A 23,271-nucleotide genomic window follows, 5' to 3' on the forward strand; every position below is an offset into this window, starting at 1 on the left:
AAGGCCGCCCGACGAGACCAGCGGCAGCACCGGGCCACGATGGGCCAGGGTCGGTGGCTGCCGTTCGATCTCGGCCCCAGGATTTGCGACATGCCCGGTATCCTCACGCTCGGCGCGCTCGGCGCCAGCCTTTCGGTCGACGCCTTTGCGGCGGCCCTCGGCAAGGGGGCGCAGGCTCCGCGAACGCGGTGGCGCGACGCGCTGCGCGTCGGCGCGGTGTTCGGCTTCTTCGAGGCGCTGACCCCGGCGGCGGGCTGGCTGCTCGGCTATCTGGTCAACGACTGGATCGCGGACTGGGATCACTGGGTCTCGTTCGTGCTGCTCGCGGTGATCGGCGGGCACATGATCGTCCAGAGTGTCCGCGGCAATGCGGAGATCGAGGCGCCCGCCCCGAGCGAGACCAACTATTTCCGACTGATGCTCACCGCACTCGCCACCAGCATCGATGCGGCGGCGGTGGGCGTCACGCTGGCGCTGATGGACGTCAACATTGCGGTCGCCTGCATCGTCATCGGCGGCGTCACCTGCCTCGTCGCAACGGGCGGCGTGATGCTCGGCAAGCGGGTGGGGCCGTATCTGGGCAATTACGCCGGGATCGTCGGCGGCGTCGTGCTGGCGGGGATCGGCACCGCGATCCTCCTCCAGCACACCGGCATCATCTAACGCATCAGCCGCAGGTCAGGCGAGCGATCTTTCCGTCCGCGCCGCGCTCGACGTTCAGCCGGTCGGGGCGGAAATCCTGCGTCACCGCGTCGCCCGTGTTGTAGCTGCGCACGGTGCGCGCACCTGAGGTCGACCGCGCGCGCTCGATCGTGGCGGCGTCGGCGGTCTGGCCGACCAGCGACTGGACGGCGGTCGCGTCGCACTGCGCACCCGTCGTCGGATCGGTCGCGACCGGGCTCTCGGCCGCGGGCGGCGTGTCCGTCGTCGGCGTGCAGGCGGCACAGGCGATCAGGGCGATCGGGGCCAGTCGGATCATTCGGCTTCCTCCTCGGTACGCGTCATCTTGAGCTTGCCGCCCTTGACGGCGAAGCCCAAGCGCCCTTCGACCAGCGCCACCGCATCGCGGCCGAACTGTTCGAAGCGCCATCCCTCGAGCACCGCCAGTCCCTCACGCTGTCCGGCGGCGAGCGCCTCCAGATCGTCGGATCGGGCGAGCAGGCGCGAGGCGACGTTGATCTCCTTGGCGCGGATCTTGAGGAGCAGCTTGAGCAGGTCGGCGACCAGCGCGCCGTCCTTGCCGACGCCGGGCTTGCGATCGTCGCGTGCGGGCAGCTCGTCGCCGCGCATCGGCGTCGCGCCCTCCAGCGCGGCCATCAGTCGCCCGCCGATATCGTTGCCGCCCCATGTTGCCGACAGCCCGCGCACGCGCGTCAGGTCGCCCTGCTTCCTGGGCGGATTGGCGGCGAGGTCGGCGATCGTCTCGTCCTTGACGATGCGGCCACGCGGCAGGTCCTTGCCCTGCGCCTCGAGCTCGCGCCAGCGGGCGAGTGCCTTCAGCCGACCCAGCACTTCGGGCTTGCGGCTGTTGATGCGGACGCGCTGCCACGCCTCATCCGGATCGTTGAAATAGTTGGCGGGGTTGGCGAGCCGCTCCATCTCCTCGTCCAGCCACAGCCCGCGGCCGGTGCGACGCAGCTTGTCGAGCATCCGCGGGAAGATCTTCGACAGGTGCGTCACGTCGGCGATCGCATAGTCGATCTGCCGCGCATCGAGTGGCCGGCGCGACCAGTCGGTGAAGCGTGCGCCCTTGTCGACGACGATGCCGAGATAGCTGTCGACCAGGTTCGAATAGCCGATCTGTTCGCCCTGGCCGAGTGCCATCGCCGCCACCTGCGTGTCGAACAGCGGGTGCGGGGTCTTGCCGGTCAGGTTGTAGATGATCTCGATATCCTGGCCGCCGGCATGGAAGACCTTGAGCACGTCCTCGTTCTCGGTGAGGAGGTCGAGCAGGGGCTTCAGGTCGATGCCCGGCTGCATCGGATCGATCGCCGCCGCCTCGTTCTCGTCGGCGATCTGGATCAGGCAGAGCTCGGGCCAGTAGCTGTTCTCGCGCATGAACTCGGTGTCCACCGCGACGAAGGGCGAGTTGGAAAGGCGCGCGCAGAGATTGGCGAGGGCGGCATTGTCCTCGATCAGGCCATGTATGTGCATCGGCCCCCCATAGAACCAGTCGCGCGGGTTGACAAAGAGGGGAAGGAGCCGGATGCGCCGCCCCATTCCGTTTCGCGCTGAATTGAAAGAGCAACGACCATGCACGCCTATCGCACGCACCATTGCGGCGCCCTTCGCGACACCGATGTCGGCGCGACCGTCCGCCTATCGGGCTGGGTGCACAAGAAGCGCGATCATGGCGACCTGGTCTTCATCGACCTGCGCGATCATTACGGCATTACCCAGATCGTGACCGAGGTCGACGGTCCCGTCTTCAACGTCATCGAATCGCTGCGCAGCGAATCGGTGGTGACGATCACCGGCAAGGTCGTCGCCCGCGCGGCCGAGGCGGTGAACCCCAACCTGCCGACCGGCGCGGTCGAGATTCGCGCGACTGAGGCGGTGGTTCAGTCGATGGCGCACGAGCTGCCGATGCCGGTCGCGGGCGACAACGAATATCCAGAGGACATTCGCCTGCGCTACCGCTTCGTCGACCTGCGCCGCGAGAAGGTGCACGCCAACATCATGCTGCGCGCCAGCGTGATCGCGTCGCTGCGCCGCCGGATGATCGACCAGGGCTTCACCGAGTTCCAGACGCCGATCCTGACCGCGTCGTCGCCAGAGGGTGCGCGCGACTACCTCGTCCCCAGCCGCGTCCATCCGGGCAAGTTCTATGCGCTGCCGCAGGCGCCGCAGATGTTCAAGCAGCTGCTGATGGTCGCCGGCTTCGACCGCTATTTCCAGATCGCGCCCTGCTTCCGCGACGAGGATGCGCGCGCCGACCGGTCGCCCGGCGAATTCTATCAGCTCGATTTCGAGATGAGCTTCGTCACGCAGGAGGACGTGTTCGCCGCGATCGAGCCCGTGCTGCACGGCTTGTTCGAGGAGTTCGCCGACTGGCAGGGCAAGGGGCGCCAGGTCTCGGCACTGCCGTTCCGCCGCATTCCGTATCGCGAGTCGATGCTGAAGTACGGCAACGACAAGCCCGACCTGCGCAACCCGATCGAGATCGTCGACGTGACCGATCACTTCCACGGCTCGGGCTTCGGCATCTTCGCCAGCCTGGTCGAGGGGGGCAGCGTCATCCGTGCGATCCCGGCGCCGGGCGCCGGTGCGGGGAGCCGCAAGTTCTTCGACGACATGAACAACTGGGCGCGGGGCGAGGGCTATTCGGGCCTCGGCTACATCAACATCAAGGATGGCGTCCCCGGCGGCCCGATCGCCAAGAACCATGGCGAGGAAGCGACGGCGAAGCTGATCGCCGCGCTTGGCCTGGGTGCCAATGACGGCGTGTTCTTCGCCGCGGGCAAGGAAGGGCAGGCGGCCAAGCTCGCCGGGCTCGCCCGCACGCGCGTCGCCGAGCAGCTGAACCTGATCGACCAGAACCGCTTCGAGTTCTGCTGGATCGTCGACTTCCCGATGTTCGAATATGACGAGGACGCCAAGAAGGTCGACTTCAGCCACAACCCCTTCTCAATGCCCCAGGGCGAGTTGGAGTCGCTCACGACCAAGGACCCGCTCGACATCCTCGCCTATCAGTACGACATCGTCTGCAACGGCGTAGAGCTGTCGTCGGGCGCGATCCGGAACCACAAGCCGGAGATCATGTACAAGGCGTTCGAGATCGCCGGCTATTCGCAGGAAGAAGTCGACGCGAACTTCTCGGGCATGATCAACGCGTTCAAGTGCGGCGCGCCGCCGCACGGCGGCTCGGCGCCGGGCGTCGACCGCATCGTCATGCTGCTGGCCGACGAGCCCAACATCCGAGAGGTCATCACCTTCCCGATGACGCAGAAGGCCGAGGATCTGATGATGAACGCGCCGTCGGCGGTCACGGCCAAGCAGCTTCGCGAGCTGGGCATCCGCATCGTCGAGGCACCGGCGAACAAGCCCGCGGGCTGATCCGCGCAACCTCGATCAACATCGGTCAGCATCTCGCTAACCTACAGCAAAGACGTCGTTTTCTCCGGAACATGACCTGCGAGCGCCCGTTTGGGCCTCGCAGCACATGATCCTGGCCGATGACTGCGAAGCGCCCGCTTCGCAGCACGGCCGCTCTCGTCCCGAGCCCGGAGGAAGCGATGTACTATACCGACAAGCTGTTGCAGTATCCCGTCCGCGTCGAGAAGCCGGACCCGCTGTTCGCCAAGGCGTTGCAGCAGGCGATCGGCGGGATCGAGGGTGAGATCCGCGTCTGCCTGCAATATTTCTTCCAGGCCTGGGGCAGCCGCGGCCCCGCCAAGTATCGCGACCTCCTGCTCAACACCGCCACTGAGGAAATCGCACATATCGAGATGCTGGCGACGGCGGTGGCGCTTAATCTCGAGACGGCGCCGCTGTCGATGAAGGAGGACGTCGCCAAGGACGCGGCGGGCGGGTCGGTGCTCAACGGCATCGACATGCGTCACGTCCTGTCGACCGGATTGGCGGCGCTGCCGACCGATGCCAACGGCGTGCCGTTCGACACCAGCCACGTCTATGCCAGCGGCAACATCGCCGCCGACATGCTCGCCAACGTCACCGCCGAGGCGACGGGGCGGATGCTTGCGACCAAGCTCTACAACATGACCGAGGATCCGGGGATGAAGGACATGCTGTCCTACCTCATCGCCCGCGACACCTATCACCAGCAGCAGTTCCTGGCGGTGATCGAGGAGTTGGGCGGGCTGGACGCCAACCTGCCGATCCCCAACAGCTTCCCGCAGGCGAGCGAGGCGGCCGAGTTCAGCTACGTCCAGCTCGGCTTCAACCGCGATGGGTCGCCGCCGCCGGCAGGGCGCTGGTCGCAGGGGCCGTCGCTCGACGGCAATGCCGAATACTCTCAGCGGGCGATGGAGCCGCTGGGCGGCGAACCGATGCTCGCGCCGCCGCGGCCCGGTGGCGGCGCGCAGACGCAGCAGATGTCGGATCAAAAAGAGGACGGCATGCTCGGCAAGGCCGCTCATGCCGTCCAGGACGCGCTCAAGAGCTGAGCGCGCGAGGGAAGTGGTCTCGCCGGCGCCCTTATCGGGCGCCGGCGAGTAGTCGGGGATTAGAGAACGGCGGTCTCGACCGCGCGCGGCTGCGGGAAGTGGAACTTGTCGTCCTCACCCAGCACGTGGAGCTCGCCGTCCATGATCGAGAAATAGGCGCCGTGAAGCTTGATCTCGCCCGCCGCCTTGGCCTTCTGGATGAAGGGGAAGGTGTCGAGGTTGGCGAGCGAGACGCGAACCGCCTCATACTCCATCTCGCGGCCCGCTTCGGCGCTGTCGCCGTGGCTGGCCTTGATCTTCTCACGCGCGCCGTCGAGGATGCTGACCCAGTCGCGGACGAATCCGCCCTCGCCGGGCTCGGCATCCTTGAACACGTTCGACAGCGCCGCGGCGCAGCCGCCGCAGGCGCCGTGGCCCATGACGACGATCTCTTCGACCTTGAGCTTGGTCACCGCGAATTCGAGCGCGGCCGACACGCCGTGGCGGCCGCCGGTATCCTCGAACGGGGGGACGAGCGCGGCGACGTTGCGCACGACGAAGATCTCGCCCGGAATGGTGTCGAAGATCTGCGACGGCTCGACGCGGCTGTCGGAGCAGGCGACGATCATCACCTTGGGCTCCTGCTTCTCGCGCAGCTCCAGCCAGCGGTCATGCTGGCGACGAAGGTCCGAGGTCCGGAACCGGTGATAGCCGTCAATCAGCTCGTTGAAGTGGGTCATTTGGCCTCCCGACAAGGGTTGATTGCTGTGACGTGCAGCTAGGCAAGGGTGTTTTGCCAAGCAACGAACGCTTTGTGTCAAATGATGTCCCGGCCGATTGTCTCCACGGTCCGCTGCCTCTATCTGGACCGCATGACCGACAGCCCCGTTCTTGCTCCCCGCGCGCCGCGTGCGCGCAAGCCCGACTGGATTCGCGTCAAGGCGCCGACCTCCGCCGGGTTCGCCGCCACGCGCGAGCTGATGCGATCGAAAAGCCTGACGACGGTGTGCGAAGAGGCGGCGTGCCCGAACATCGGCGAATGCTGGTCGAAGAAGCACGCGACGGTGATGATCCTGGGCGACACATGCACGCGCGCCTGCGCGTTCTGCAACGTGAAGACGGGGATGCCGCGCGCGGTCGACCGGATGGAGCCGCAGAACGTCGCCGACGCCGCGGCGCAGATGGGGCTGAACCACATCGTCATCACCTCGGTCGATCGCGACGACCTGCCCGACGGCGGGGCGAGCCAGTTCGTCAAGGTGATCGAGGCGATCCGCGCGTCGAACCCGACCACGACGATCGAGATCCTGACCCCCGACTTCCGCAACAAGGCGGAGGCCGCGGTCGAGGCGATCGTCGCGGCGCGCCCGGACGTGTACAATCACAACCTGGAGACGGTGCCGAGGCTCTATCCGACCATCCGGCCGGGCGCGCGCTACTACGCGTCGCTGCGCCTCCTGGAGAGCGTCAAGAAGCACGACCCGTCGATCTTCACCAAGTCGGGGATCATGCTGGGGCTGGGCGAGCAGCGGCTGGAGGTTCATCAGGTGATGGACGACATGCGCTCCGCCGACGTCGATTTCCTGACGATGGGCCAGTATCTTCAGCCGACGCCGCGCCATGCCAAGGTCGAGGATTTCGTGACGCCGCAGGCGTTCGATGCCTATGCCGCGATCGCGCGGGCCAAGGGCTTCCTTCTCGTCGCATCCTCGCCGCTCACGCGGTCGAGCTATCATGCGGGCGACGATTTCGAGCGGCTGCGCACCAATCGCGAGGCGAAGCTCGCCCGCACCCGCTGATGCCCAAGCACAACGAGACGCGGGCACTGCCGTACAGCCCGGAGCAGATGTACGACATGGTGGCCGATGTCGGCCGCTATGCCGAGTTCCTGCCCTGGGTCAGCGCGATCCGCGTGCGATCGAACAGCGAGACGGAAATGGTCGCCGACATGATCGTCGGCTTCAAGGGCCTGCGCGAAAGCTTTACCTCGCGCGTGAAGAAGGAGCGGCCGGAGCATATCCGCGTCGATTACCTCGACGGGCCGCTCAAATACCTCAACAACGACTGGACCTTTCGCCCCGACGGAAAGGGCGGCACGCTGGTCGACTTCGCCGTCGACTTCCAGTTCAAGAGCCGGGTGTTCGAGATGCTGGCGGGCCAGGTGTTCGACCGCGCGCTGCGCAAGATGATCGGCGCGTTCGAGGAGCGCGCCGCGACGCTCTACGGCAGTTCGACCTCGGGCTCCGCGGCGTCCGGCAGCAGCAGTTCGAGCGCGCACGACGCCGCCTGAAGGCGGATCCCCGCGCGGCCATTGTCCTCGAACAACCTGGAATCGGCGTGGACGTCCTGCGGATCGGCACCGCGGACCGCGCGAGCGAACACGACCGTACCGACCGGTTTCTTCGGCGAACCGCCGCCCGGCCCGGCGATACCGGTGATCGCCACCGCGACGTCGGCGCCCGAATGGTCGAGCGCGCCCTGCGCCATCCGCCACGCGACCGCGATCGAAACCGCACCGAACGTTTCGAGGACATCCAGGCTGACGCCCAGCGTCTTCATCTTCGCTTCGTTCGAATAGGTGACGAAGCCCGCGTCGAGCACCTCCGACGAGCCGGGGATCTCGGTCAGCGCGGCGGCGACGAGGCCGCCGGTGCAGCTTTCGGCCAGCGCGACGCGGCGACCGCGTTTGTGGTTCGCCTCGACCACGCGCCGGGCGAGCGCGACGAGATCGGGGGGCAGCATCGTGTCCATGCGCGTCACCGATTGGGCGCTTCGCAGATCGTCAGCGGCGAGCGGCGTCCGGACTGGCGGTCGCGATCGTTGGCGATCTGGAGAAAGGCAACGGCGATGCCCGCGACATTCTGTGGCGGCAGCGGCGCGACGAGCGAGAGGATGCGATCAAGCTGCGGGCAGTCGGCGGCCTTGATCTCCGACGCGACGAGCGGTGCGACCAGCGACGACACCGCCGGCGCGGCGAAAGCCGAGTCGAGCAGCGGGGCGACATCCGGACCGGCAACCTTGGCGATTGCGACGCGCGCGGCCGGCCATGCATCGGCGCTCGCCGCGGCATAGCGCCGGCCAAGGTCGCCCGAACGGCGCAGATAGGCGCTGGCGGGCAGCACGGGCGCGCAGATGCGGCCCGCCTGCGAAAGCAGATCGGGGGCGAGGTAGAGCAGCACCGCCTCGCCCTCGCGCTCGGTCAGGCACTGGCTGCGCGCCTGCGCCATGGCGGGGGCGGGCAAGGCGAGCGCGGCGAGCCACAGCGCGCCGCGCGAAATCGTGTCGATCATGGTTCCTGTCCCGGTACGCGGACCGTCGCGCTCGCCTGAGCAGCGATCCCTTCGCCGCGGCCGGTGAAGCCCAGCCGCTCGGTCGTCGTTGCCTTGACGCTAACGTGGGCGACCGGAAGCTGCAAGATCGCCGCGATCCGCTCGCGCATCGCGGCGCGGTGCGGGCCGATCTTCGGCGCCTCGCACATCAGCGTCAGGTCGATGAAGTCGATGATCCCGCCCGCCTTGGCGACGAGGGTTGCGGCGTGGGCGAGGAACTGGTCCGAGCGAGCGCCCTTCCACTGCGGATCGCTGGGCGGAAAATGCTGGCCGATATCGCCCGCCGCGATCGTGCCGAGCAGCGCGTCTGTGATCGCATGGAGCGCGACGTCGGCATCGCTATGCCCCGACAGCCCCTTGTCGTGCGGGATCAGGACGCCGCCGAGCCACAGCTCCTCGCCGGCCTCCAGCCGGTGGACGTCGAAGCCCGTTGCGGTGCGGCTGACCAGTCGCGATGCGAGCCGCGCTTCGGCAGCGGCGAAGTCGGCGGGGTAGGTGATCTTGTCGAGCATCGGGCTTCCTTCGACCAGCGCGACGGTGTGGCCGGCGGCGCGCAGCATCTGCGCATCGTCGGTGGCCTCGGCATCGGCGGGCCAGGCGTCGTGCGCGGCGACGAGGTCGGCGAGGCGAAAGGCCTGCGGCGTCTGGATGCGCACCATGCCGTCGCGCGGCACCGTATCGCCCAGCACCTCGATCCCGCGCGCAAGCGTGTCGGCGACGGCGAGGGCGGGGGTGGCACCCGCATCTTCGTCCAGCGCGGTCAGCAGCGCGTCGATCACCGACACCGGGACGAACGGCCGGGCGGCATCGTGGACGAGCACGCGGTCATGGCCCGCCAGCGCCGCGATCCCCGCGCGCACGGACTCGCGCCGCGTGGCGCCGCCGATCACGAACGGGACCTCGCCCAGCGCCTCGACCAGCATCGTTTCCTGTCCCGCGCCGATCGCGACGAGCACGGTGTCGATGCCGGGGTGCGTCGAGAGCGCGGCATGGCTCCAGGCGATGAGCGGTCGCCCGCCGAGATCGCGGAACTGCTTGGGGCCGCCGGCGCGCGTGCCTTGCCCGGCGGCGACGATCAGGGCGGCGGTCTTGGGGCAATCCATCACCGCGCGCCTACGCGAATCGTAGCGGAGCCGCCAGCCTTGCGAGTCACCGGCCCTTCGGTTATGCGCTGCCCGTTTTTCAGGCAGTATCGATGACCCAGCTCGCTCCCATCCAGATCGGTCCGGTGCGGATCGACAGTCCCGTGATCCTCGCGCCGATGACGGGTGTCACCGACCTGCCGTTCCGCAAGATCGTGCGCCGCTTCGGCTCGGGCCTGAACGTCACGGAGATGATCGCCAGCCAGGCGATGATCCGCGAGACGCGCCAGTCGCTGCAGAAGGCGGCGTGGGATCCGGTCGAGGAGCCGGTGTCGATGCAGCTCGCCGGCTGCTCGCCGTTCGAGATGGCGGAGGCGGCCAGGCTCAACGAGGATCGCGGCGCCGCGATCATCGACATCAACATGGGCTGCCCGGTCAAGAAGGTCGTCAACGGCGATGCGGGCTCCGCGCTGATGCGCGACCTGCCGCTCGCGGCCAGCCTGATCGACGCGGTGGTCAAGGCGGTAAAGGTGCCGGTCACCGTCAAGATGCGGATGGGCTGGGATCATTCGAGCCTGAACGCGCCTGAACTCGCGCGCATCGCGCAGGATCTCGGCGCACAGCTCATCACCGTCCACGGCCGCACCCGCAACCAGATGTACAAGGGGAACGCCGACTGGGCGTTCGTCCGCACCGTCAAGGATGCGGTGACGCTGCCCGTGATCGTCAACGGCGACATCTGCTCGATCGAGGATGCCGACACCGCGCTGGCGCAGTCGGGTGCGGACGGCGTGATGATCGGGCGCGGAGCGTACGGCAAGCCGTGGCTGCTGGGCCAGGTGATGGCGCATTTCGCCGGTGGGCGCGAGGTCGCCGACCCGTCGATCGAGGCGCAGTACGAACTGATCGCCGAGCATTACGATATGATGCTGTCGCACTACGGCACCGAGACCGGTGTCAACATGGCGCGCAAGCATATCGGCTGGTACACGCGCGGCCTTCATGGCTCGGCCGAGTTCCGCAACAAGGTCAACCAGATCGGCGATCCCAAGGTCGTCCAGGCGATGCTCGCCGACTTCTACGCGCCGTGGCGCTCGCGCGCGGCGGCTTGAGGGTCGAGGGCGGCCCCGCCGCGGCCGAGCTGTTCGCGGCGCTGCCGGTGGCGGTGCTGGTGCTGGATCCCGGTGACGGGATCGTCTTCGCCAACGGCGCCTGCGAGCTCCTGCTCAACCAGTCCGACCGATCGATGCGCGGCCTCGGCCTGACGCAGGTGCTGGTGCTGCCGGAGGAGTTCGTGCGCGGGCGGGAGCGCGGCGGCCTGGCGCTGCTCGACACAGACCTGGTCACCCGCCGCGGCCACCGCATCCGCGTCGACATGATCGAGGCGATGCTGCCGGAAAGCGGCTGGCGCGTCGTCACGCTGCATGACGCGAGTGCGGGACGCCGGCACGGTGTGGGCGATCGCGGCGGTGCACGGGCGGCGATGGGCGCGGCGGCGATGCTCGCGCACGAGATCAAGAACCCGCTGTCGGGCATCCGCGGCGCGGCGCAGCTTCTGGCCGACGAAAGCGGCGAACAGGAACTGACCGGCCTCATCACCACGGAGGTCGATCGCGTCGCCGCGCTGATCGACCGCATGCAGGACTTCACCGACACGCGCCCGCCGGCGCTGGAGGGGGCGAACATCTATCCGCTGCTCGCCCATGCCAAGCGGCTGGCACAAGCGGGGTTCGCGCGCGGCGTGACGATCGAGGAACGGTTCGACCCGTCACTGCCCGACGTGCTGATCGACCGGGACCGCTTCGTCCAGGTGATGGTCAACCTGATGAAGAACGCGGCGGAAGCGCTGCAGGGCCGGCGCGATCCGCGGATGCAGATCAGCACCGCCTACCGCCACGGCATGTCGGCGAGCACGGCGCCGGGCCGCCCACGCCAGAAGCTGCCGATCGAAATCTGCGTCGTCGACAATGGCCCGGGCGCGCCTGCCGACATCGCCGAGCATCTGTTCGAGCCGTTCGTGTCGGGCAAGCCGGAGGGGCAGGGGCTCGGCCTGCCGCTGGTCGACAAGCTGGTGCGCGACATGGGCGGGATCGTCGCCTATGCTCGCGAGGGAGAGCCTGAATGGACGGTGCTGCGTATCCTGTTGCCGCGAGCCGGCTCGTGACCGAGGGGCGGATCGGCAGCATCCTGGTCTGCGACGACGACGCGGCGATCCGCACCGTCGTCGCGCAGGCGCTGCGCCGGGCAGGACACCGCGTCGACACCGTCGCCAGCATCGCCCAGCTTCGCCAGGAGATCGCGCGAGGGCTGCCCGGCGTGCTCGTCACCGACGTGATCCTGCCGGATGGGAACGGGCTGGACGTCGTCATGTCGCTGACCGACGAATATCCGGGCCTGCCCGTGATCGTGCTGTCGGCGCAGAATACGCTGACCACCGCGGTCCGCGCGACCGAGGCGGGCGCGTTCGACTACCTTCCAAAGCCCTTCGACCTCGCCGCGCTGGCCGACGCCGTGCAGGGCGCGCTGGCCAAGGGCGCCGCACGGCCCGTCGATATGGGGCCGGCGGAGGAGGGCGGTGGCCTCCTCATCGGCCGGTCGCCGGCGATGCAGGAGGTGTATCGCGTCATTGCGCGCGTGGTCGCCAACGACCTGACTGTCCTGATCTCGGGCGAGTCGGGAACGGGCAAGGAACTGGTCGCGCGGGCGATCCACGAACTTGGCCCGCGCCGTGCCGCGCCGTTCGTCGCGATCAACATGGCGGCGATCCCGCGCGAACTGATCGAGGCGGAGCTGTTCGGCCATGAGCGCGGCGCCTTTACCGGTGCCGGCGCCCGCGTCGCCGGTCGGTTCGAGCAGGCGGCGGGCGGCACGTTGTTCCTCGACGAGATTGGCGACATGCCGATGGAGGCGCAGACCCGATTGCTCCGCGTGCTCCAGTCGGGCGAGTTCACGACGGTCGGCGGCGCGCGCACGATCCGCGCCGACGTGCGGATCGTCGCCGCCACCAACAAGGACCTGACCGCCTCCGTCAGCCAGGGCGCGTTTCGCGAGGACCTGTTCTATCGCCTCAACGTCGTGCCGATCAGCCTCCCGGCACTGCGCGAGCGTCGGCAGGATGTCGGATCGCTCGCCCGCCACTTCCTCGACCGCGCGGCGCAGAGCGGACTTCCGCGCAAGGGGATCGACAAGGGGGCGCTGTCGCTGCTCGAGAGCCATGACTGGCCGGGTAACGTCCGCGAGCTTGAGAACCTGATGCGGCGCGTCGCCGCGCTCGGTCGCGACACGACGATCGATGCCGAGGAAATCCGCGCCAACATGGGCAAGGGCGGTCCGCCGGCGATCGCGCCGGGCGAGGTCGACCCCGACCTCTCCGCCGCGGTTGCCGCGCGGCTGGAGCGGCTGGCGCGGGAGACGCCGCAAGCGTTCGAGGATGGGAGCCTCTACGAACGCATCATCGCGGAGGTGGAGCGGCCGCTGATCGAGGCGGTGCTCGCGCGATGCGGCCAGAACCAGCTTCGCGCCGCGCGCATCCTGGGCATCAATCGAAATACGCTCCGCAAGCGCCTCGACACGCTCGGCATTGATCCCAGTCGGCGAACCGTGAGCGCCTGACGGCAGGATGAGCGAAAGAATGTGTTTTCGCGGCCACGCTGACGTTGTACCGTTGCAACGATGGAGGCTGTGGCCGTTCCCGATGCGTTGACGACCGAACCGCGCCGCCGGCTGAGCGTCACGCCGCTGGTCGAGCTGGGTGTGCTCGCGGCGGCGATCGCGATCGGTATCGCCACCTATTTCATCATCACCGCCGACCCCAGTTCGCCGCGCCCGCTGACGCCGCCGCTGGTGGCATTGCTGATGGTCGCCAACCTGGTGCCCGCGGTCGCGCTGATCGTGCTGATCGGCCGCCGCATCGCGATCAAGCGCGCGGCCGAAACGGCGGCAGGGGGGCAGGGGCGGCTCCACGTCCGGTTGGTCGCGCTGTTCTCCGTCCTCGCCAGCGTGCCGATGATCCTCGTCACGATCGTCGCATCGATGCTGTTCCAGTACGGCGTCGAGTTCTGGTATTCCGACCGCGCCAAGGACATGATCGAGCGGGCGGCGACGCTCGCCAACGAATCCTATGTCGAGATGACCCGCTGGGTCGATGGCGAGAACATCGCCGTCGGCAAGGACGTCGCCAATCTGCTGTCGAGCGGCTACGGCTTCGACTCCCCGGAATTTGTCGGCACTTACGCGCAGAGCGTGCTTCAGCGCAGCTTGGCCGAGTCGATCATCTTCGGCGTGTCGCCCAAGGGCGAGATCCTGACCTTTGCCCTCCTCGACCCGTATGAGCGTGGGCTGGCGAGCAGCATTCGCATCGAAGATGCCCGCGCCGTGCTGGCGGGCAAGCCGAGCGTGGTGATCGTGAGTGGCGAGCGGGTTCAGTCGATCGCGCCAGTGCCCGGCACGCAATATCTCGTGGCCTCCAGCCGCGTCGTCGGCGCCAAGGAGCTGATGCAGCGTAAGCAGCGGGCCGAGGGTGTGGTCGCCGACTATCGGGCGTTGCGCGAACGGTCCCGGTCGCTCCAGCTTCGCTTCAACCTCGCGCTGCTCGGGATCTCGCTGTTCATCGTCGGGCTTGCGGTCTTTGCAGCGCTTGCCATCGCCGATCGCCTCGTGCGGCCGGTGAACGATCTTGTCGACGCCGCGCGCCGTGTGGCCGGCGGCAATTTCGACGCTCGTGTCAGCACGCCCAAGCGGATGGACGAGGTCGGCACGCTGGCGGGCGCGTTCAACACGATGACCGAGCGGCTGAAGGAGCAGACCGGCGCCCTCGTCGCCGCGAACGCGGAGTCGGAAGGGCGCCGTGCGCTGATCGAGGCGGTGATGTCGGGCGTCTCCGCGGGCATCGTGTCGATCGGACCGGGGCGGACGGTGCGGCTGATCAACAGCTCGGCCGCGAGTCTCCTCCAGACCGGCGAGGCGAGCGCGATCGGGCGTCCGCTCGCCGAGATCGCGCCCGAGCTCGACGCGCTGCTGGGCAGCGACCAGCGCGAAGCGGTGGTGCAGCTGACGCATGGCGGCGAGGCGCGGACGCTCGCGGTCAAGATCACGCGCGACGCCGCCGGGCCGATCCTGACCTTCGACGACATCACCCAGCAGCTCGCCGACCAGCGCCGTGCCGCCTGGGCCGACGTCGCACGCCGAATCGCGCACGAGATCAAGAACCCGCTCACCCCGATTCAGCTCGCGGCCGAGCGGCTCCAGCGCCGTTACGGCCGTCAGATCGATCCCGCCGACACGACCTTCCCGCGCCTGACCGAGACGATCGTCCGTCAGGTCGGCGACCTGCGGCGCATGGTCGACGAGTTCTCCTCCTTTGCGCGGATGCCCAAGCCCGTGTTCCGCCGCGAGTCGCTGGTCGACATCGCGCGCCAGTCGCTGTTCCTGCACGAGGTCGGGCATCCCGACATTGCCTTCCGCCTCGACCATGACGCCGACGCACCGGTCACGCTCGTCTGCGATCGGCGCCAGATCGGCCAGGCGCTGACCAACATCATCAAGAACGCCGCCGAGGCGATCGGCGCGCGCGATGGCGAGGAACTGCCCCCCGGCGAGGTCGTGCTGACGCTGGGCGAGGCGGATGGGCGCGTGCTCCTCAGCGTCGCCGACAATGGCGTCGGCCTCCCGCTGGAGCGCGACCGCATCGTCGAACCCTATATGACGACGCGCAGCCGCGGCACTGGCCTGGGCCTCGCGATCGTCAAAAAGATCGTCGAGGAGCATATGGGCTCGATCGGCTTTGCGGACCGCCCCGGCGGCGGCACGATCGTCACGCTCGCCTTCGACGCGCGCGCGCTCGCGCCGCTGGCGATCGTCGAGGATGCCGAAGCGACGCCGATGATCGACGACGACCGCCTCCACATGTTGACTCGTAACCGGAAGCCAATGCCATGACCCTCGACATCCTCGTCGTCGACGACGAACGCGATATCCGCGAGCTGGTGGCAGGGGTCCTCGAAGACGAAGGCTATGAGACGCGCGCCGCGGCCGACAGCGACTCCGCGCTCGAGGCGATCGCGACGCGGCGGCCCAGCCTCGTCCTGCTCGACGTCTGGCTGCACGGATCGCGGCTCGACGGGTTGGAGTTGCTTGAGGAGATCAAGCGGCGCGATCCGTCGCTGCCCGTGCTCGTCATCTCCGGCCACGGCAATCTCGACACCGCGGTGGCGGCGATCCGGCGCGGCGCCAGCGACTTCATCGAAAAGCCGTTCGAGGCGGAGCGCCTGCTCCTCCTCGTCCAGCGCGCGACCGAGACCGAGCGGCTTCGCCAGGAGGTCGAGAGCCTGCGCGCGAGTGCCGGCCGCGACACCGACCTGACCGGCGCGTCGGCGGCGATCAACACCGTGCGCGCGACGCTCAAGCGCGTCGCTTCGACCGGGAGCCGCGTGCTGATCTCGGGTGGGCCGGGGGTCGGCAAGGAGGTTGCCGCCCGTCTGCTTCATGCCTGGAGCCAGCGGTCGAACCTGCCGTTCGTCATCGTCAGCGCCGCGCGAATGACGCCGGAGCGCGTCGAGGAGGAGCTGTTCGGGGTCGAGGAAGCGGGCGATCTCGTCCGCCCGGGGCTTCTCGAACAGGCGCATGGCGGCACGCTGTTCCTCGACGAGATCGCCGACATGCCGGTCGCGACACAGGCGCGCATCCTTCGCGTGCTGACGGACCAGAGCTTTACCCGCGTCGGCGGCACGCGCGTGGTCAAGGTGGATGTCCGCGTCGTGTCGGCGACGGCGCGCGACCTGATGGTCGAGATCGGGGAGGGGCGGTTCCGCGAGGATCTCTACTACCGCCTCAACGTCGTGCCCGTCGTCATCCCGCCGCTGGCCGACCGGCGCGAGGACATCCCGCCGCTGGTCGAGCATTACGTCGCGCGCTACGCCGCGGATCGCCGCGTGCCGACGCCCGAGGTCGCACCCGATGCGATGGTCGCGCTGCAAAGCTATGAATGGCCGGGCAATGTCCGCCAGCTTCGCAACGTTGTCGAGCGGACCGTCATCCTCGCGCCCGGCGATCGGATCGGTCGCATCGACCTCGACCTGTTGCCGCCCGAAGTGCTTCAGACCGGCCGCGACGGCAGCGGGCTGGGCGCGAGCGCGATCATGGGCACGCCGCTTCGCGAAGCACGCGAGACGTTCGAGCGCGAGTATCTGCGCGTCCAGATCCGCCGCTTCTCCGGCAACATCAGCCGCACCGCGAGCTTCATCGGGATGGAGCGGTCGGCGCTACATCGTAAGCTCAAGCTTCTGGGCATCACCGAAACCCGCGACGAGTAAGCTGGACGATCGTCGCAATCGTCCCTATTTTCGAGCCACGCGCCGTCTTGGCGCGCGACCGACGCCGCTCTCAATCGGCGCACAGCGGGTAAACCCCGCCAAGAACAAGGGATCGACCGATGGCCGACAAGCAGACCTCACTCCAGGATCAGTTCCTCAACGCCCTCCGCCGCGCCAAGACGCCGGTGACGATGTTCCTCGTCAAGGGTGTGAAGTTGCAGGGCATCGTCACCTGGTTCGACAATTTTTCGGTCCTGCTGCGCCGCGACGGCCAGTCGCAGCTCATCTACAAGCACGCGATCTCGACGATCATGCCGACCGGCAATCTCGATCTGGCGCCGATCATCGACAGCGTGTCGGATAACGGCAGCAAGAACCCGGTCCTTCAGGAAATTTTCCTGAGCGCCGTCCGCCGTCAGCAGGAGCATGTGACCATGTTCCTCGTGAACGGCGTGATGCTCCAGGGTCAGATCGCCGCCTTCGACCTGTTCTGCATGCTGCTCCAGCGCGACGGCATGTCGCAGCTTGTCTACAAGCACGCCGTGTCGACGATCCAGCCCGCCAACCCGCTCAACCTGGCCGAGGAGCAGGCACAGGGCGACGCCGCCTGAGCCCGCCGATGAGTAGTGGGTTCGATCGCGACGCCGAGGAGTTCGCCCGCGGCGCGCGCGCCATCGTCGTGCTTCCAGATCAGGGCGGCGCCAGCCGTGAGGTCGATGCGCGGCTGGAGGAGACCGCCGGTCTCGCCGCCGCGATCGGGGTCGAGGTGGTCGAGCGTGTCGGGCTGCGCGTCCGCACGCCGCGACCCGCGACATTGATCGGCGGTGGTCAGGTCGAGAGCCTGCACGAGCGCGTCGAGGCGCTTGGCGCCGGTCTGGCGGTGTTTGACGCGGCATTGACGCCGGTGCAGCAGCGCAACCTGGAGACCGGCCTCGGCTGCAAGGTTATCGACCGCACCGGCCTAATCCTCGAGATCTTCGGTGAGCGCGCGCGGACGGCCGAGGGGCGGTTACAGGTCGAGCTCGCCCACCTCGACTATCAATCCTCGCGCCTCGTGCGAAGCTGGACCCACCTCGAGCGGCAGCGCGGCGGCTTCGGCTTCCTGGGCGGTCCCGGCGAGACGCAGATCGAGGCCGACCGGCGAATGATCCGCGACCGCATGGCGCGCCTTCGCCGCGAGCTCGATCAGGTGAGCCGCACGCGCACGCTCCACCGCGATCGGCGCCAGCGGGCGCCCTGGCCGGTCGTCGCGCTCGTCGGCTATACGAATGCTGGCAAGTCGACGCTGTTCAACCGCCTGACCGGGGCGGGGGTGATGGCCGAAAACCTGCTGTTCGCGACGCTCGATCCGACGCTGCGGCAGGTGGCGCTGCCGGGGATCGACAAGGCGATCCTGTCGGACACGGTGGGCTTCGTGTCGGAGCTGCCGACGCAGCTGGTCGCGGCCTTCAAGGCGACGCTGGAGGAAGTCATCTCGGCCGACCTCCTCATCCACGTTCGCGATGTCGCGCATCCCGACAGCGAGGCGCAGCGGCAGGATGTCGAGGATGTGCTCGGCGAGATCGGCGTCGATCCCGAGACGCCGCGGATCGAGGCATGGAACAAGCTGGATGCGCTGGACGACGAGCGTCGCGGCGAGGTGATCGAGGACGCGGCGGCGCGCGGTGACGTGGTCGCAATCTCCGCCTTGACGGGGGAGGGCGTCGACGACCTCGTCGCTACCGCCGCCGCCCGCCTGACGGCGGAACACCGGCGTTTCATCCTGACGCTGGATCCGGGCGACGGCGCAGGGGCGGCGTGGCTGCACCAGCATGGCGAAGTGCTGGACCACTGGATCGACGACGACGGCGCGCATTACGAAGTACGGCTGGCGCCGGAAGATCACGAGCGGTTCGTCAGCCGGGCAGGGTAGCGCCTGGGTTTGGCAAACGCGGCGTTAACCTCGTTCGGCGCGCTTCGCGGCCACCCATAGCGCTTCCTTGGCTTCCAGTTCCAGCGCCGGGAACGCGTCGCCCGCTGACGCTTCCATCGCTTGAAAGCGGCGCTCGAACTTGCCGTTGGCGACCCGAAGCGCCGCCTCTGGATCGATGCGGTGATGGCGCGCCCAGTTGACGACGGCGAACAGCAGGTCGCCGACCTCTTCGGTGCGATGCTGGTCGTCGGCGGCGCTCTCGACCTCGGCAATCTCCTCGTCGATCTTGGCACGAGCCCCGCTGGCGTCGGGCCAATCGAAACCGACCCGGGCGGCGCGGTTCTGAAGCTTCTCGGCGCGGGTGAGCGCGGGTAGGCCCAAGGCAACGCCCGCCAGCGCGCCGCCGTTGGATTTGGCCGCACGTTCCTCGGCCTTGATGACCTCCCACAGATGGTGACCGCCATCGGCGCGGTCGCCGAAGATGTGTGGGTGTCGGCGCTCCATCTTGTCGCTGATCGATGTGACGACGTCGGCCAGCGTGAACGCGCCGGCTTCCTCGGCCATGCGGCTGTGAAAGACGACCTGGAGGAGCAGGTCGCCAAGCTCGTCGCGAAGGTCGTCCATGTCGCCGCGCTCGCATGCGTCGGCGACCTCGTACGCTTCCTCGATCGTGTATGGTGCGATCGATCGGAAATCCTGAGCGACGTCCCACTCGCAGCCGCGTTCCGGATCGCGGAGGCGGGCCATGATCGCCACCAGACGCTCCATCATCCCCCCATCTCCGCAAGTTCGATAATATACATTATGTAAAGCTCAGCTGCGTTTGGGTTCGAGGATGAGCGTGCGACCCTCAACCCGCCAGCTACCCAGCCGCGACAGGAAGTTCATGCCGACGACGCTCATCTCGCCGAAGCTTGGCGAAATGACGACCGACAGATCGCGCGTTTCCAGGTCGCCGATCGCGAACGTCTCGGCGACCCCGCGACGGGCCTGGACCTGTCCATTGGCGGTCGCCAGGATCACCGGCATTCCGCCCTCGGCCTTGACGCCCGCAGCCTGCGCCGCGCTCTCGGACAAGGCCGTGATCGTCGCGCCGCTGTCCACCAGCATCCGCTGGCGCGTGCCGTTAATGCGGACATCGGCATAGAAATGACCATCAGGCGACTGGCGGATGCGAACCGTGTCGCCCGAGACCTGCTGGCCCGTCAGCCCGGCCTGCTCGGCAAACAGCGCGATGCGATCCTGGTTGTTGAACAGCACGAACAGCACGCCGGCGATCGCCACCCAGCCGAGCACGTTGCGGATCAGCACGCCCGCCGACACGCGCCGCACGGTGAGCGCGCTCAGCACCAGCACCAGCGCGCCGACACCCCAGATCAGCTCGACACCCTGATCGCCGGTCATGGCACCAGCTCCATGCCGTCATAGCCAAGCTCGACCCCGGTTGGCAGCGCGGCGTTAACCGTGCGATAGTCCATCGAATTGTCCATGTGGATCAGCACCGCGCGGCCGGGTTCGACCCGCTCGATATGGTCGAGCGCGAGCGGCAGATGATTGTGCGACGGATGCGGGTGGCGGCGCAGCGCGTCGAGGATCCACACTTCGCAACCTGCAAATGAGTCTGCCATTTCGTCGGTAAGTGCATGGAAGTCGGTTGAATAGACGATCCGTTTACCATTTTGTGTGAAGATGAGCCCGGCACTGGTGATCTCGCCATGCGGCTGATCGACCACATCAATCTCGACCCCGCCGATCGTGATCCGATCCGGCAGCACCGACAGCGAAGCGACCGGCCGATAGCCGCCGCCGCCACGGAAGATATAGCCGAACCGCTCGTCCAGCACCGCCGCGGTCGCAGGCCGGGCCCAGCACGGCACCCGCTGCCCCAGCGAATGCGCAAGCTGGCGCAGGTCGTCGATCCCATGCGTGTGGTCGGCATGGTCGTGGGTCCAGATCACCGCATCGACGCGGCCGACATTGGCGGCGTTCAGCTGTTCGCGCATGTCGGGACCGGTATCGATCAGGATGCGCGTGTTGCCGCTTTCGACCAGCGCGGCACAACGCGTGCGGCGGTTGCGCGGCTCGCTCGGATCGCAATCGCCCCAGTCGTTGCCGATCCGCGGCACGCCGGACGAGGTGCCGCAACCGAGCAGCGTCAGCTTCACGCGCGCGTCTTCGCGAACAATGCGTGGAAGTTGGCGGCGGTCGCCTCGCCCAGCGCCTCCGCCGTGGTGCCGCGCAGGGTGGCGAGGAAGGCACAGGTGTCGGCGACGAAGCCCGGCTCGCCCGGCTTGCCCCGGTGCGGCACCGGCGCAAGGAACGGCGCATCCGTTTCGATGAGCAGTCGCTCGATCGGCAGCCGCGCGGCGGTTTCCTGAAGATCGCGCGCGTTCTTGAACGTCACGATCCCGGAAATCGAGATGTAGAAGCCGAGGTCCAGCATCCGGTCGGCGAACGGACCGGTGCCGGTAAAGCAGTGGATGACGCCGGGAAAGGCCCCCTTCCCCAGTTCGTTCTCCAGCAACGCGGCGGTATCGTCCTCGGCATCGCGGGTATGAACGATGATCGGCAGGCCGGTCTCTCGCGCGGCGGCGCAGTGCGCGCGGAAGCTCGACGCCTGTGCCGCGCGATCGCTGTGATCGTAGTAATAGTCGAGCCCGCATTCGCCGAGCCCGACGACCCGCGGGTGCCGCGCCGCCTCGATCAGCTTGGCCGCATCGACGTCCGGGTGCTGATCCGCCTCGTGCGGGTGGATGCCCACGCTGGCCCAGACATCGGACTCCCGCTCGGCAACCGCAATGACGTCGCCCCACTCACGCTCGCGCGTCGAGATGTTGAGCATCGCGGTCACGCCGCGCGCGCGGGCGCGTTCGAGGACCTTGGCCTGTTCCTCGACCAACCCCTTGTAGTTCAGGTGACAATGGCTGTCGGCCAGCGTCATGCCGCGGCTTCCTCCTCGGGCACGTCCAGGCGCGGGAAGATGGGGGTCGGGGGCGCGATGCGAAAGCCCTCGCCCGCCTTTCGCGCGTACCAGCCGGCATCGGCGAGCGCCTCATGGTCGCGCTCGTCGGCGCCGACCTGATCGAGCATCGCGCTGGCGGAGGCCGGGACGACGGGCAGGATCGTGATCCCCAGCAGCCGGATCGCGCGAACGAGCGTGCCGAGCACGGCGTGCATCCGGTCGGGATCGGTCTTGCGCAGCGACCAGGGGGCCTGCACGTCGATATACTGGTTGCAGGCGAACACCCCGCGCATCCAGGCTTCGAGCGCGGGGGTGATCGACTGTTCGGCAAACAGGCGGATGAACTCAGCGTTGGCTTCTGCCACGGTCGCGAGCAAGGCCGCGTCGGCGTCGTCGGGCCGACCTTCGGACGGCAACGCGCCGTCGAGGTTCTTGGCGATGAAGCTCAGCGTCCGCTGGGCGAGGTTGCCGAAGCTGTTCGAAAGGTCGGCATTGGCGCGCATTGCGATCGCACGCGGGCTGTAGCTGCCGTCCTGGCCCCAGCTGATGTCCCGCAGCAGGAAATAGCGGAGCGCATCGACCCCGAACGCATCGGAGAGCGCGAGCGGATCGACGACGTTGCCGACCGACTTCGACATCTTCTCGCCGCGGTTGAGGACGAAGCCGTGGCCGAACACCTCGCGCGGTACCGGCAGGCCCGCAGACATGAGGAAGGCGGGCCAATAGACCGCGTGGAAGCGGACGATGTCCTTGCCAATGACGTGCAGGTCGGCAGGCCAGTAGCGCCACAGCTCGCCCTCGTCCGGATAGCCGGCGCCCGTCAGATAGTTGGTGAGCGCATCGACCCAGACATACATCACGTGCCCCGGGCTGCCCGGCACCGGCACGCCCCAGTCGAAGCTGGTCCGCGACACCGATAGGTCGGTCAGCCCGCCTTCGACAAAGCGCAGCACCTCGTTGCGGCGGCTCTCCGGCCGGATGAAGCCGGGCTCGGCGGCATAAAGGTCGAGCAGCGGCTGCTGGTATTTGGACAGGCGGAAGAACCAGGTCTCTTCGGCGGTCCATTCGACGGGCGTGCCCTGCGGTGACAGGCGCTGCCCGCCGTCCCCGTCGGTCAGCTCCTTTTCTTCGTAGAAGGCCTCGTCCCGGACCGAGTACCAGCCCTCGTAACGGTCGAGATAGAGGTCGCCGGACGCCTGCATCTTCTCCCAGATCGCCTGGCTGGCGCGATAGTGATCGGCTTCGACGGTGCGGATGAAGCGGTCGTGGCTGATGTTGAGGCGATCGGCCATCTCGCTGAAATGCGCCGACATCTCGTCCGCCAGCTCGCGCGCGGTCATGCCGCGGTCCCGCGCGGTCTGCGCCATCTTGAGCCCATGCTCGTCGGTGCCGGTCTGGAAACGGACGTCGCGGCCCGCCTGACGCTGGAAGCGGGCGATCGCGTCGGCGGCGATCATCTCATAGGCGTGGCCGATATGCGGCCGGCCGTTGGGATAGTGGATCGCGGTGGTGATGTAAAAGGGCTGAGCCATGCCCTTCGCTCTAGGGGGCGCGCCGCAGTGCGGCAAGCG

General features: G+C 68.1%; 23 protein-coding genes. 12 read left to right on the forward strand and 11 right to left on the reverse strand.

Going from position 1 to position 23,271, the window contains the following annotated elements; genetic code table 11:
- Window positions 1–90: 90 nt before the first annotated feature.
- Window positions 91–663 carry a manganese efflux pump MntP family protein gene (locus tag RS883_RS10190; RefSeq protein ID WP_315760096.1) on the forward strand — a complete coding sequence of 191 codons (573 nt, stop codon included), beginning with the start codon at window positions 91–93 and terminating at the stop codon, window positions 661–663.
- Between the two features lie 4 nt (window positions 664–667).
- Here RS883_RS10190 and RS883_RS10195 read toward each other — a convergent pair whose 3' ends face one another.
- Together RS883_RS10195 and rnd are read right to left on the reverse strand one after the other, a co-directional pair.
- A complete protein-coding gene (locus tag RS883_RS10195) occupies window positions 668–979 on the reverse strand; it encodes an I78 family peptidase inhibitor (protein ID WP_315760097.1) in 312 nt (103 codons plus the stop codon).
- The gene (gene rnd / locus RS883_RS10200) at window positions 976–2,154 is read right to left on the reverse strand and encodes a ribonuclease D (RefSeq protein ID WP_315760098.1); all 1,179 of its coding nucleotides are present in this window, start codon (window positions 2,152–2,154) and stop codon (window positions 976–978) included. The genes RS883_RS10195 and rnd overlap by 4 nt, the downstream gene beginning before the upstream one ends.
- A gap of 99 nt (window positions 2,155–2,253) precedes the next feature.
- Here rnd and aspS point away from each other — a divergent pair, with 99 nt between their 5' ends.
- Both aspS and RS883_RS10210 read left to right on the forward strand, forming a co-directional pair.
- On the forward strand, window positions 2,254–4,056 hold the full coding sequence (aspS, locus tag RS883_RS10205; protein ID WP_315760099.1) for an aspartate--tRNA ligase: 1,803 nt from the start codon (window positions 2,254–2,256) through the stop codon (window positions 4,054–4,056).
- 119 nt (window positions 4,057–4,175) lie between these two features.
- Window positions 4,176–5,126 (forward strand): manganese catalase family protein, encoded by a 951-nt coding sequence (locus RS883_RS10210; protein ID WP_315760100.1) that lies wholly within the window; start codon window positions 4,176–4,178, stop codon window positions 5,124–5,126.
- 59 nt (window positions 5,127–5,185) lie between these two features.
- On the opposite strand, the gene RS883_RS10215 is transcribed toward RS883_RS10210, so the two are convergent.
- Window positions 5,186–5,845 carry a carbonic anhydrase gene (locus RS883_RS10215; protein ID WP_315760101.1) on the reverse strand — a complete coding sequence of 220 codons (660 nt, stop codon included), beginning with the start codon at window positions 5,843–5,845 and terminating at the stop codon, window positions 5,186–5,188.
- A 132-nt stretch (window positions 5,846–5,977) separates the two neighbouring features.
- Between RS883_RS10215 and lipA the strand changes: the two genes are divergently transcribed.
- A complete protein-coding gene (lipA, locus tag RS883_RS10220) occupies window positions 5,978–6,904 on the forward strand; it encodes a lipoyl synthase (protein WP_315765059.1) in 927 nt (308 codons plus the stop codon).
- Window positions 6,904–7,395: a type II toxin-antitoxin system RatA family toxin gene (locus tag RS883_RS10225; protein WP_315760102.1), complete on the forward strand. Its 492-nt coding sequence runs from the start codon at window positions 6,904–6,906 to the stop codon at window positions 7,393–7,395. The genes lipA and RS883_RS10225 overlap by 1 nt, the downstream gene beginning before the upstream one ends.
- On the opposite strand, the gene RS883_RS10230 is transcribed toward RS883_RS10225, so the two are convergent.
- From RS883_RS10230 to RS883_RS10240, 3 genes are read right to left on the reverse strand one after another with little or no spacing between them, the layout of a single operon-like run.
- Window positions 7,326–7,856, reverse strand: a complete 531-nt coding sequence (locus RS883_RS10230) for a CinA family protein (RefSeq protein ID WP_315765062.1) — start codon at window positions 7,854–7,856, stop codon at window positions 7,326–7,328. The two genes, RS883_RS10225 and RS883_RS10230, sit on opposite strands and share 70 nt — an antisense overlap.
- Window positions 7,857–7,861: 5 nt before the next feature.
- Window positions 7,862–8,395 carry a hypothetical protein gene (locus tag RS883_RS10235; RefSeq protein ID WP_315760103.1) on the reverse strand — a complete coding sequence of 178 codons (534 nt, stop codon included), beginning with the start codon at window positions 8,393–8,395 and terminating at the stop codon, window positions 7,862–7,864.
- The gene (locus RS883_RS10240; RefSeq protein WP_315760104.1) at window positions 8,392–9,537 is read right to left on the reverse strand and encodes a bifunctional 2-C-methyl-D-erythritol 4-phosphate cytidylyltransferase/2-C-methyl-D-erythritol 2,4-cyclodiphosphate synthase; all 1,146 of its coding nucleotides are present in this window, start codon (window positions 9,535–9,537) and stop codon (window positions 8,392–8,394) included. Before RS883_RS10240 ends, RS883_RS10235 begins: the two co-directional genes overlap by 4 nt.
- A gap of 92 nt (window positions 9,538–9,629) precedes the next feature.
- On the opposite strand from RS883_RS10240, the gene dusB reads away from it, so the two are divergent.
- From dusB to hflX, 7 genes are all read left to right on the forward strand, one after another.
- Entirely contained in the window at window positions 9,630–10,628 is a 999-nt protein-coding gene (gene dusB / locus RS883_RS10245) for a tRNA dihydrouridine synthase DusB (protein WP_315760105.1), read from the forward strand.
- Window positions 10,604–11,680, forward strand: coding sequence for a two-component system sensor histidine kinase NtrB (locus RS883_RS10250; protein ID WP_315760106.1), 1,077 nt, complete (start codon window positions 10,604–10,606; stop codon window positions 11,678–11,680). Before dusB ends, RS883_RS10250 begins: the two co-directional genes overlap by 25 nt.
- Window positions 11,638–13,128 (forward strand): nitrogen regulation protein NR(I), encoded by a 1,491-nt coding sequence (gene ntrC / locus RS883_RS10255; protein WP_315760107.1) that lies wholly within the window; start codon window positions 11,638–11,640, stop codon window positions 13,126–13,128. The genes RS883_RS10250 and ntrC overlap by 43 nt, the downstream gene beginning before the upstream one ends.
- A gap of 60 nt (window positions 13,129–13,188) precedes the next feature.
- Entirely contained in the window at window positions 13,189–15,453 is a 2,265-nt protein-coding gene (locus tag RS883_RS10260) for a sensor histidine kinase (RefSeq protein ID WP_315760108.1), read from the forward strand.
- Window positions 15,450–16,826, forward strand: coding sequence for a sigma-54 dependent transcriptional regulator (locus tag RS883_RS10265; protein WP_315760109.1), 1,377 nt, complete (start codon window positions 15,450–15,452; stop codon window positions 16,824–16,826). Before RS883_RS10260 ends, RS883_RS10265 begins: the two co-directional genes overlap by 4 nt.
- Before the next feature lie 119 nt (window positions 16,827–16,945).
- Window positions 16,946–17,437 carry an RNA chaperone Hfq gene (gene hfq / locus RS883_RS10270; RefSeq protein ID WP_315760110.1) on the forward strand — a complete coding sequence of 164 codons (492 nt, stop codon included), beginning with the start codon at window positions 16,946–16,948 and terminating at the stop codon, window positions 17,435–17,437.
- A gap of 8 nt (window positions 17,438–17,445) precedes the next feature.
- Window positions 17,446–18,738, forward strand: coding sequence for a GTPase HflX (gene hflX / locus RS883_RS10275; protein ID WP_315760111.1), 1,293 nt, complete (start codon window positions 17,446–17,448; stop codon window positions 18,736–18,738).
- 24 nt (window positions 18,739–18,762) lie between these two features.
- On the opposite strand, the gene mazG is transcribed toward hflX, so the two are convergent.
- From mazG to metG, 5 genes are read right to left on the reverse strand one after another with little or no spacing between them, the layout of a single operon-like run.
- Complete coding sequence (gene mazG, locus RS883_RS10280; protein ID WP_315760112.1) at window positions 18,763–19,509, reverse strand: nucleoside triphosphate pyrophosphohydrolase; 747 nt, start codon at window positions 19,507–19,509, stop codon at window positions 18,763–18,765.
- Window positions 19,510–19,551: 42 nt separating this feature from the next.
- Window positions 19,552–20,142: a retropepsin-like aspartic protease family protein gene (locus tag RS883_RS10285; protein WP_315760113.1), complete on the reverse strand. Its 591-nt coding sequence runs from the start codon at window positions 20,140–20,142 to the stop codon at window positions 19,552–19,554.
- On the reverse strand, window positions 20,139–20,903 hold the full coding sequence (locus tag RS883_RS10290) for an MBL fold metallo-hydrolase (protein WP_315760114.1): 765 nt from the start codon (window positions 20,901–20,903) through the stop codon (window positions 20,139–20,141). Before RS883_RS10290 ends, RS883_RS10285 begins: the two co-directional genes overlap by 4 nt.
- Window positions 20,900–21,679: a TatD family hydrolase gene (locus RS883_RS10295; RefSeq protein WP_315760115.1), complete on the reverse strand. Its 780-nt coding sequence runs from the start codon at window positions 21,677–21,679 to the stop codon at window positions 20,900–20,902. The genes RS883_RS10290 and RS883_RS10295 overlap by 4 nt, the downstream gene beginning before the upstream one ends.
- The gene (metG, locus tag RS883_RS10300; protein WP_315760116.1) at window positions 21,676–23,232 is read right to left on the reverse strand and encodes a methionine--tRNA ligase; all 1,557 of its coding nucleotides are present in this window, start codon (window positions 23,230–23,232) and stop codon (window positions 21,676–21,678) included. The genes RS883_RS10295 and metG overlap by 4 nt, the downstream gene beginning before the upstream one ends.
- Window positions 23,233–23,271 lie beyond the last annotated feature (39 nt).

This window comes from Sphingomonas sp. Y38-1Y (genome assembly GCF_032391395.1).
Classification (GTDB): domain Bacteria; phylum Pseudomonadota; class Alphaproteobacteria; order Sphingomonadales; family Sphingomonadaceae; genus Sphingomonas.

Coding starts and splice junctions, on each gene's coding strand:
- RS883_RS10190 (WP_315760096.1), top strand. CDS start 91: ATGCCCGGTATCCTCACGCTCGGCGCGCTCGGCGCCAGCCTTTCGGTC.
- RS883_RS10195 (WP_315760097.1), bottom strand. CDS start 979: ATGATCCGACTGGCCCCGATCGCCCTGATCGCCTGTGCCGCCTGCACG.
- rnd (WP_315760098.1), bottom strand. CDS start 2,154: ATGCACATACATGGCCTGATCGAGGACAATGCCGCCCTCGCCAATCTC.
- aspS (WP_315760099.1), top strand. CDS start 2,254: ATGCACGCCTATCGCACGCACCATTGCGGCGCCCTTCGCGACACCGAT.
- RS883_RS10210 (WP_315760100.1), top strand. CDS start 4,176: ATGACTGCGAAGCGCCCGCTTCGCAGCACGGCCGCTCTCGTCCCGAGC.
- RS883_RS10215 (WP_315760101.1), bottom strand. CDS start 5,845: ATGACCCACTTCAACGAGCTGATTGACGGCTATCACCGGTTCCGGACC.
- lipA (WP_315765059.1), top strand. CDS start 5,978: ATGACCGACAGCCCCGTTCTTGCTCCCCGCGCGCCGCGTGCGCGCAAG.
- RS883_RS10225 (WP_315760102.1), top strand. CDS start 6,904: ATGCCCAAGCACAACGAGACGCGGGCACTGCCGTACAGCCCGGAGCAG.
- RS883_RS10230 (WP_315765062.1), bottom strand. CDS start 7,856: ATGGACACGATGCTGCCCCCCGATCTCGTCGCGCTCGCCCGGCGCGTG.
- RS883_RS10235 (WP_315760103.1), bottom strand. CDS start 8,395: ATGATCGACACGATTTCGCGCGGCGCGCTGTGGCTCGCCGCGCTCGCC.
- RS883_RS10240 (WP_315760104.1), bottom strand. CDS start 9,537: ATGGATTGCCCCAAGACCGCCGCCCTGATCGTCGCCGCCGGGCAAGGC.
- dusB (WP_315760105.1), top strand. CDS start 9,630: ATGACCCAGCTCGCTCCCATCCAGATCGGTCCGGTGCGGATCGACAGT.
- ntrC (WP_315760107.1), top strand. CDS start 11,638: ATGGACGGTGCTGCGTATCCTGTTGCCGCGAGCCGGCTCGTGACCGAG.
- RS883_RS10260 (WP_315760108.1), top strand. CDS start 13,189: ATGGAGGCTGTGGCCGTTCCCGATGCGTTGACGACCGAACCGCGCCGC.
- RS883_RS10265 (WP_315760109.1), top strand. CDS start 15,450: ATGACCCTCGACATCCTCGTCGTCGACGACGAACGCGATATCCGCGAG.
- hfq (WP_315760110.1), top strand. CDS start 16,946: ATGGCCGACAAGCAGACCTCACTCCAGGATCAGTTCCTCAACGCCCTC.
- hflX (WP_315760111.1), top strand. CDS start 17,446: ATGAGTAGTGGGTTCGATCGCGACGCCGAGGAGTTCGCCCGCGGCGCG.
- mazG (WP_315760112.1), bottom strand. CDS start 19,509: ATGATGGAGCGTCTGGTGGCGATCATGGCCCGCCTCCGCGATCCGGAA.
- RS883_RS10285 (WP_315760113.1), bottom strand. CDS start 20,142: ATGACCGGCGATCAGGGTGTCGAGCTGATCTGGGGTGTCGGCGCGCTG.
- RS883_RS10295 (WP_315760115.1), bottom strand. CDS start 21,679: ATGACGCTGGCCGACAGCCATTGTCACCTGAACTACAAGGGGTTGGTC.
- metG (WP_315760116.1), bottom strand. CDS start 23,232: ATGGCTCAGCCCTTTTACATCACCACCGCGATCCACTATCCCAACGGC.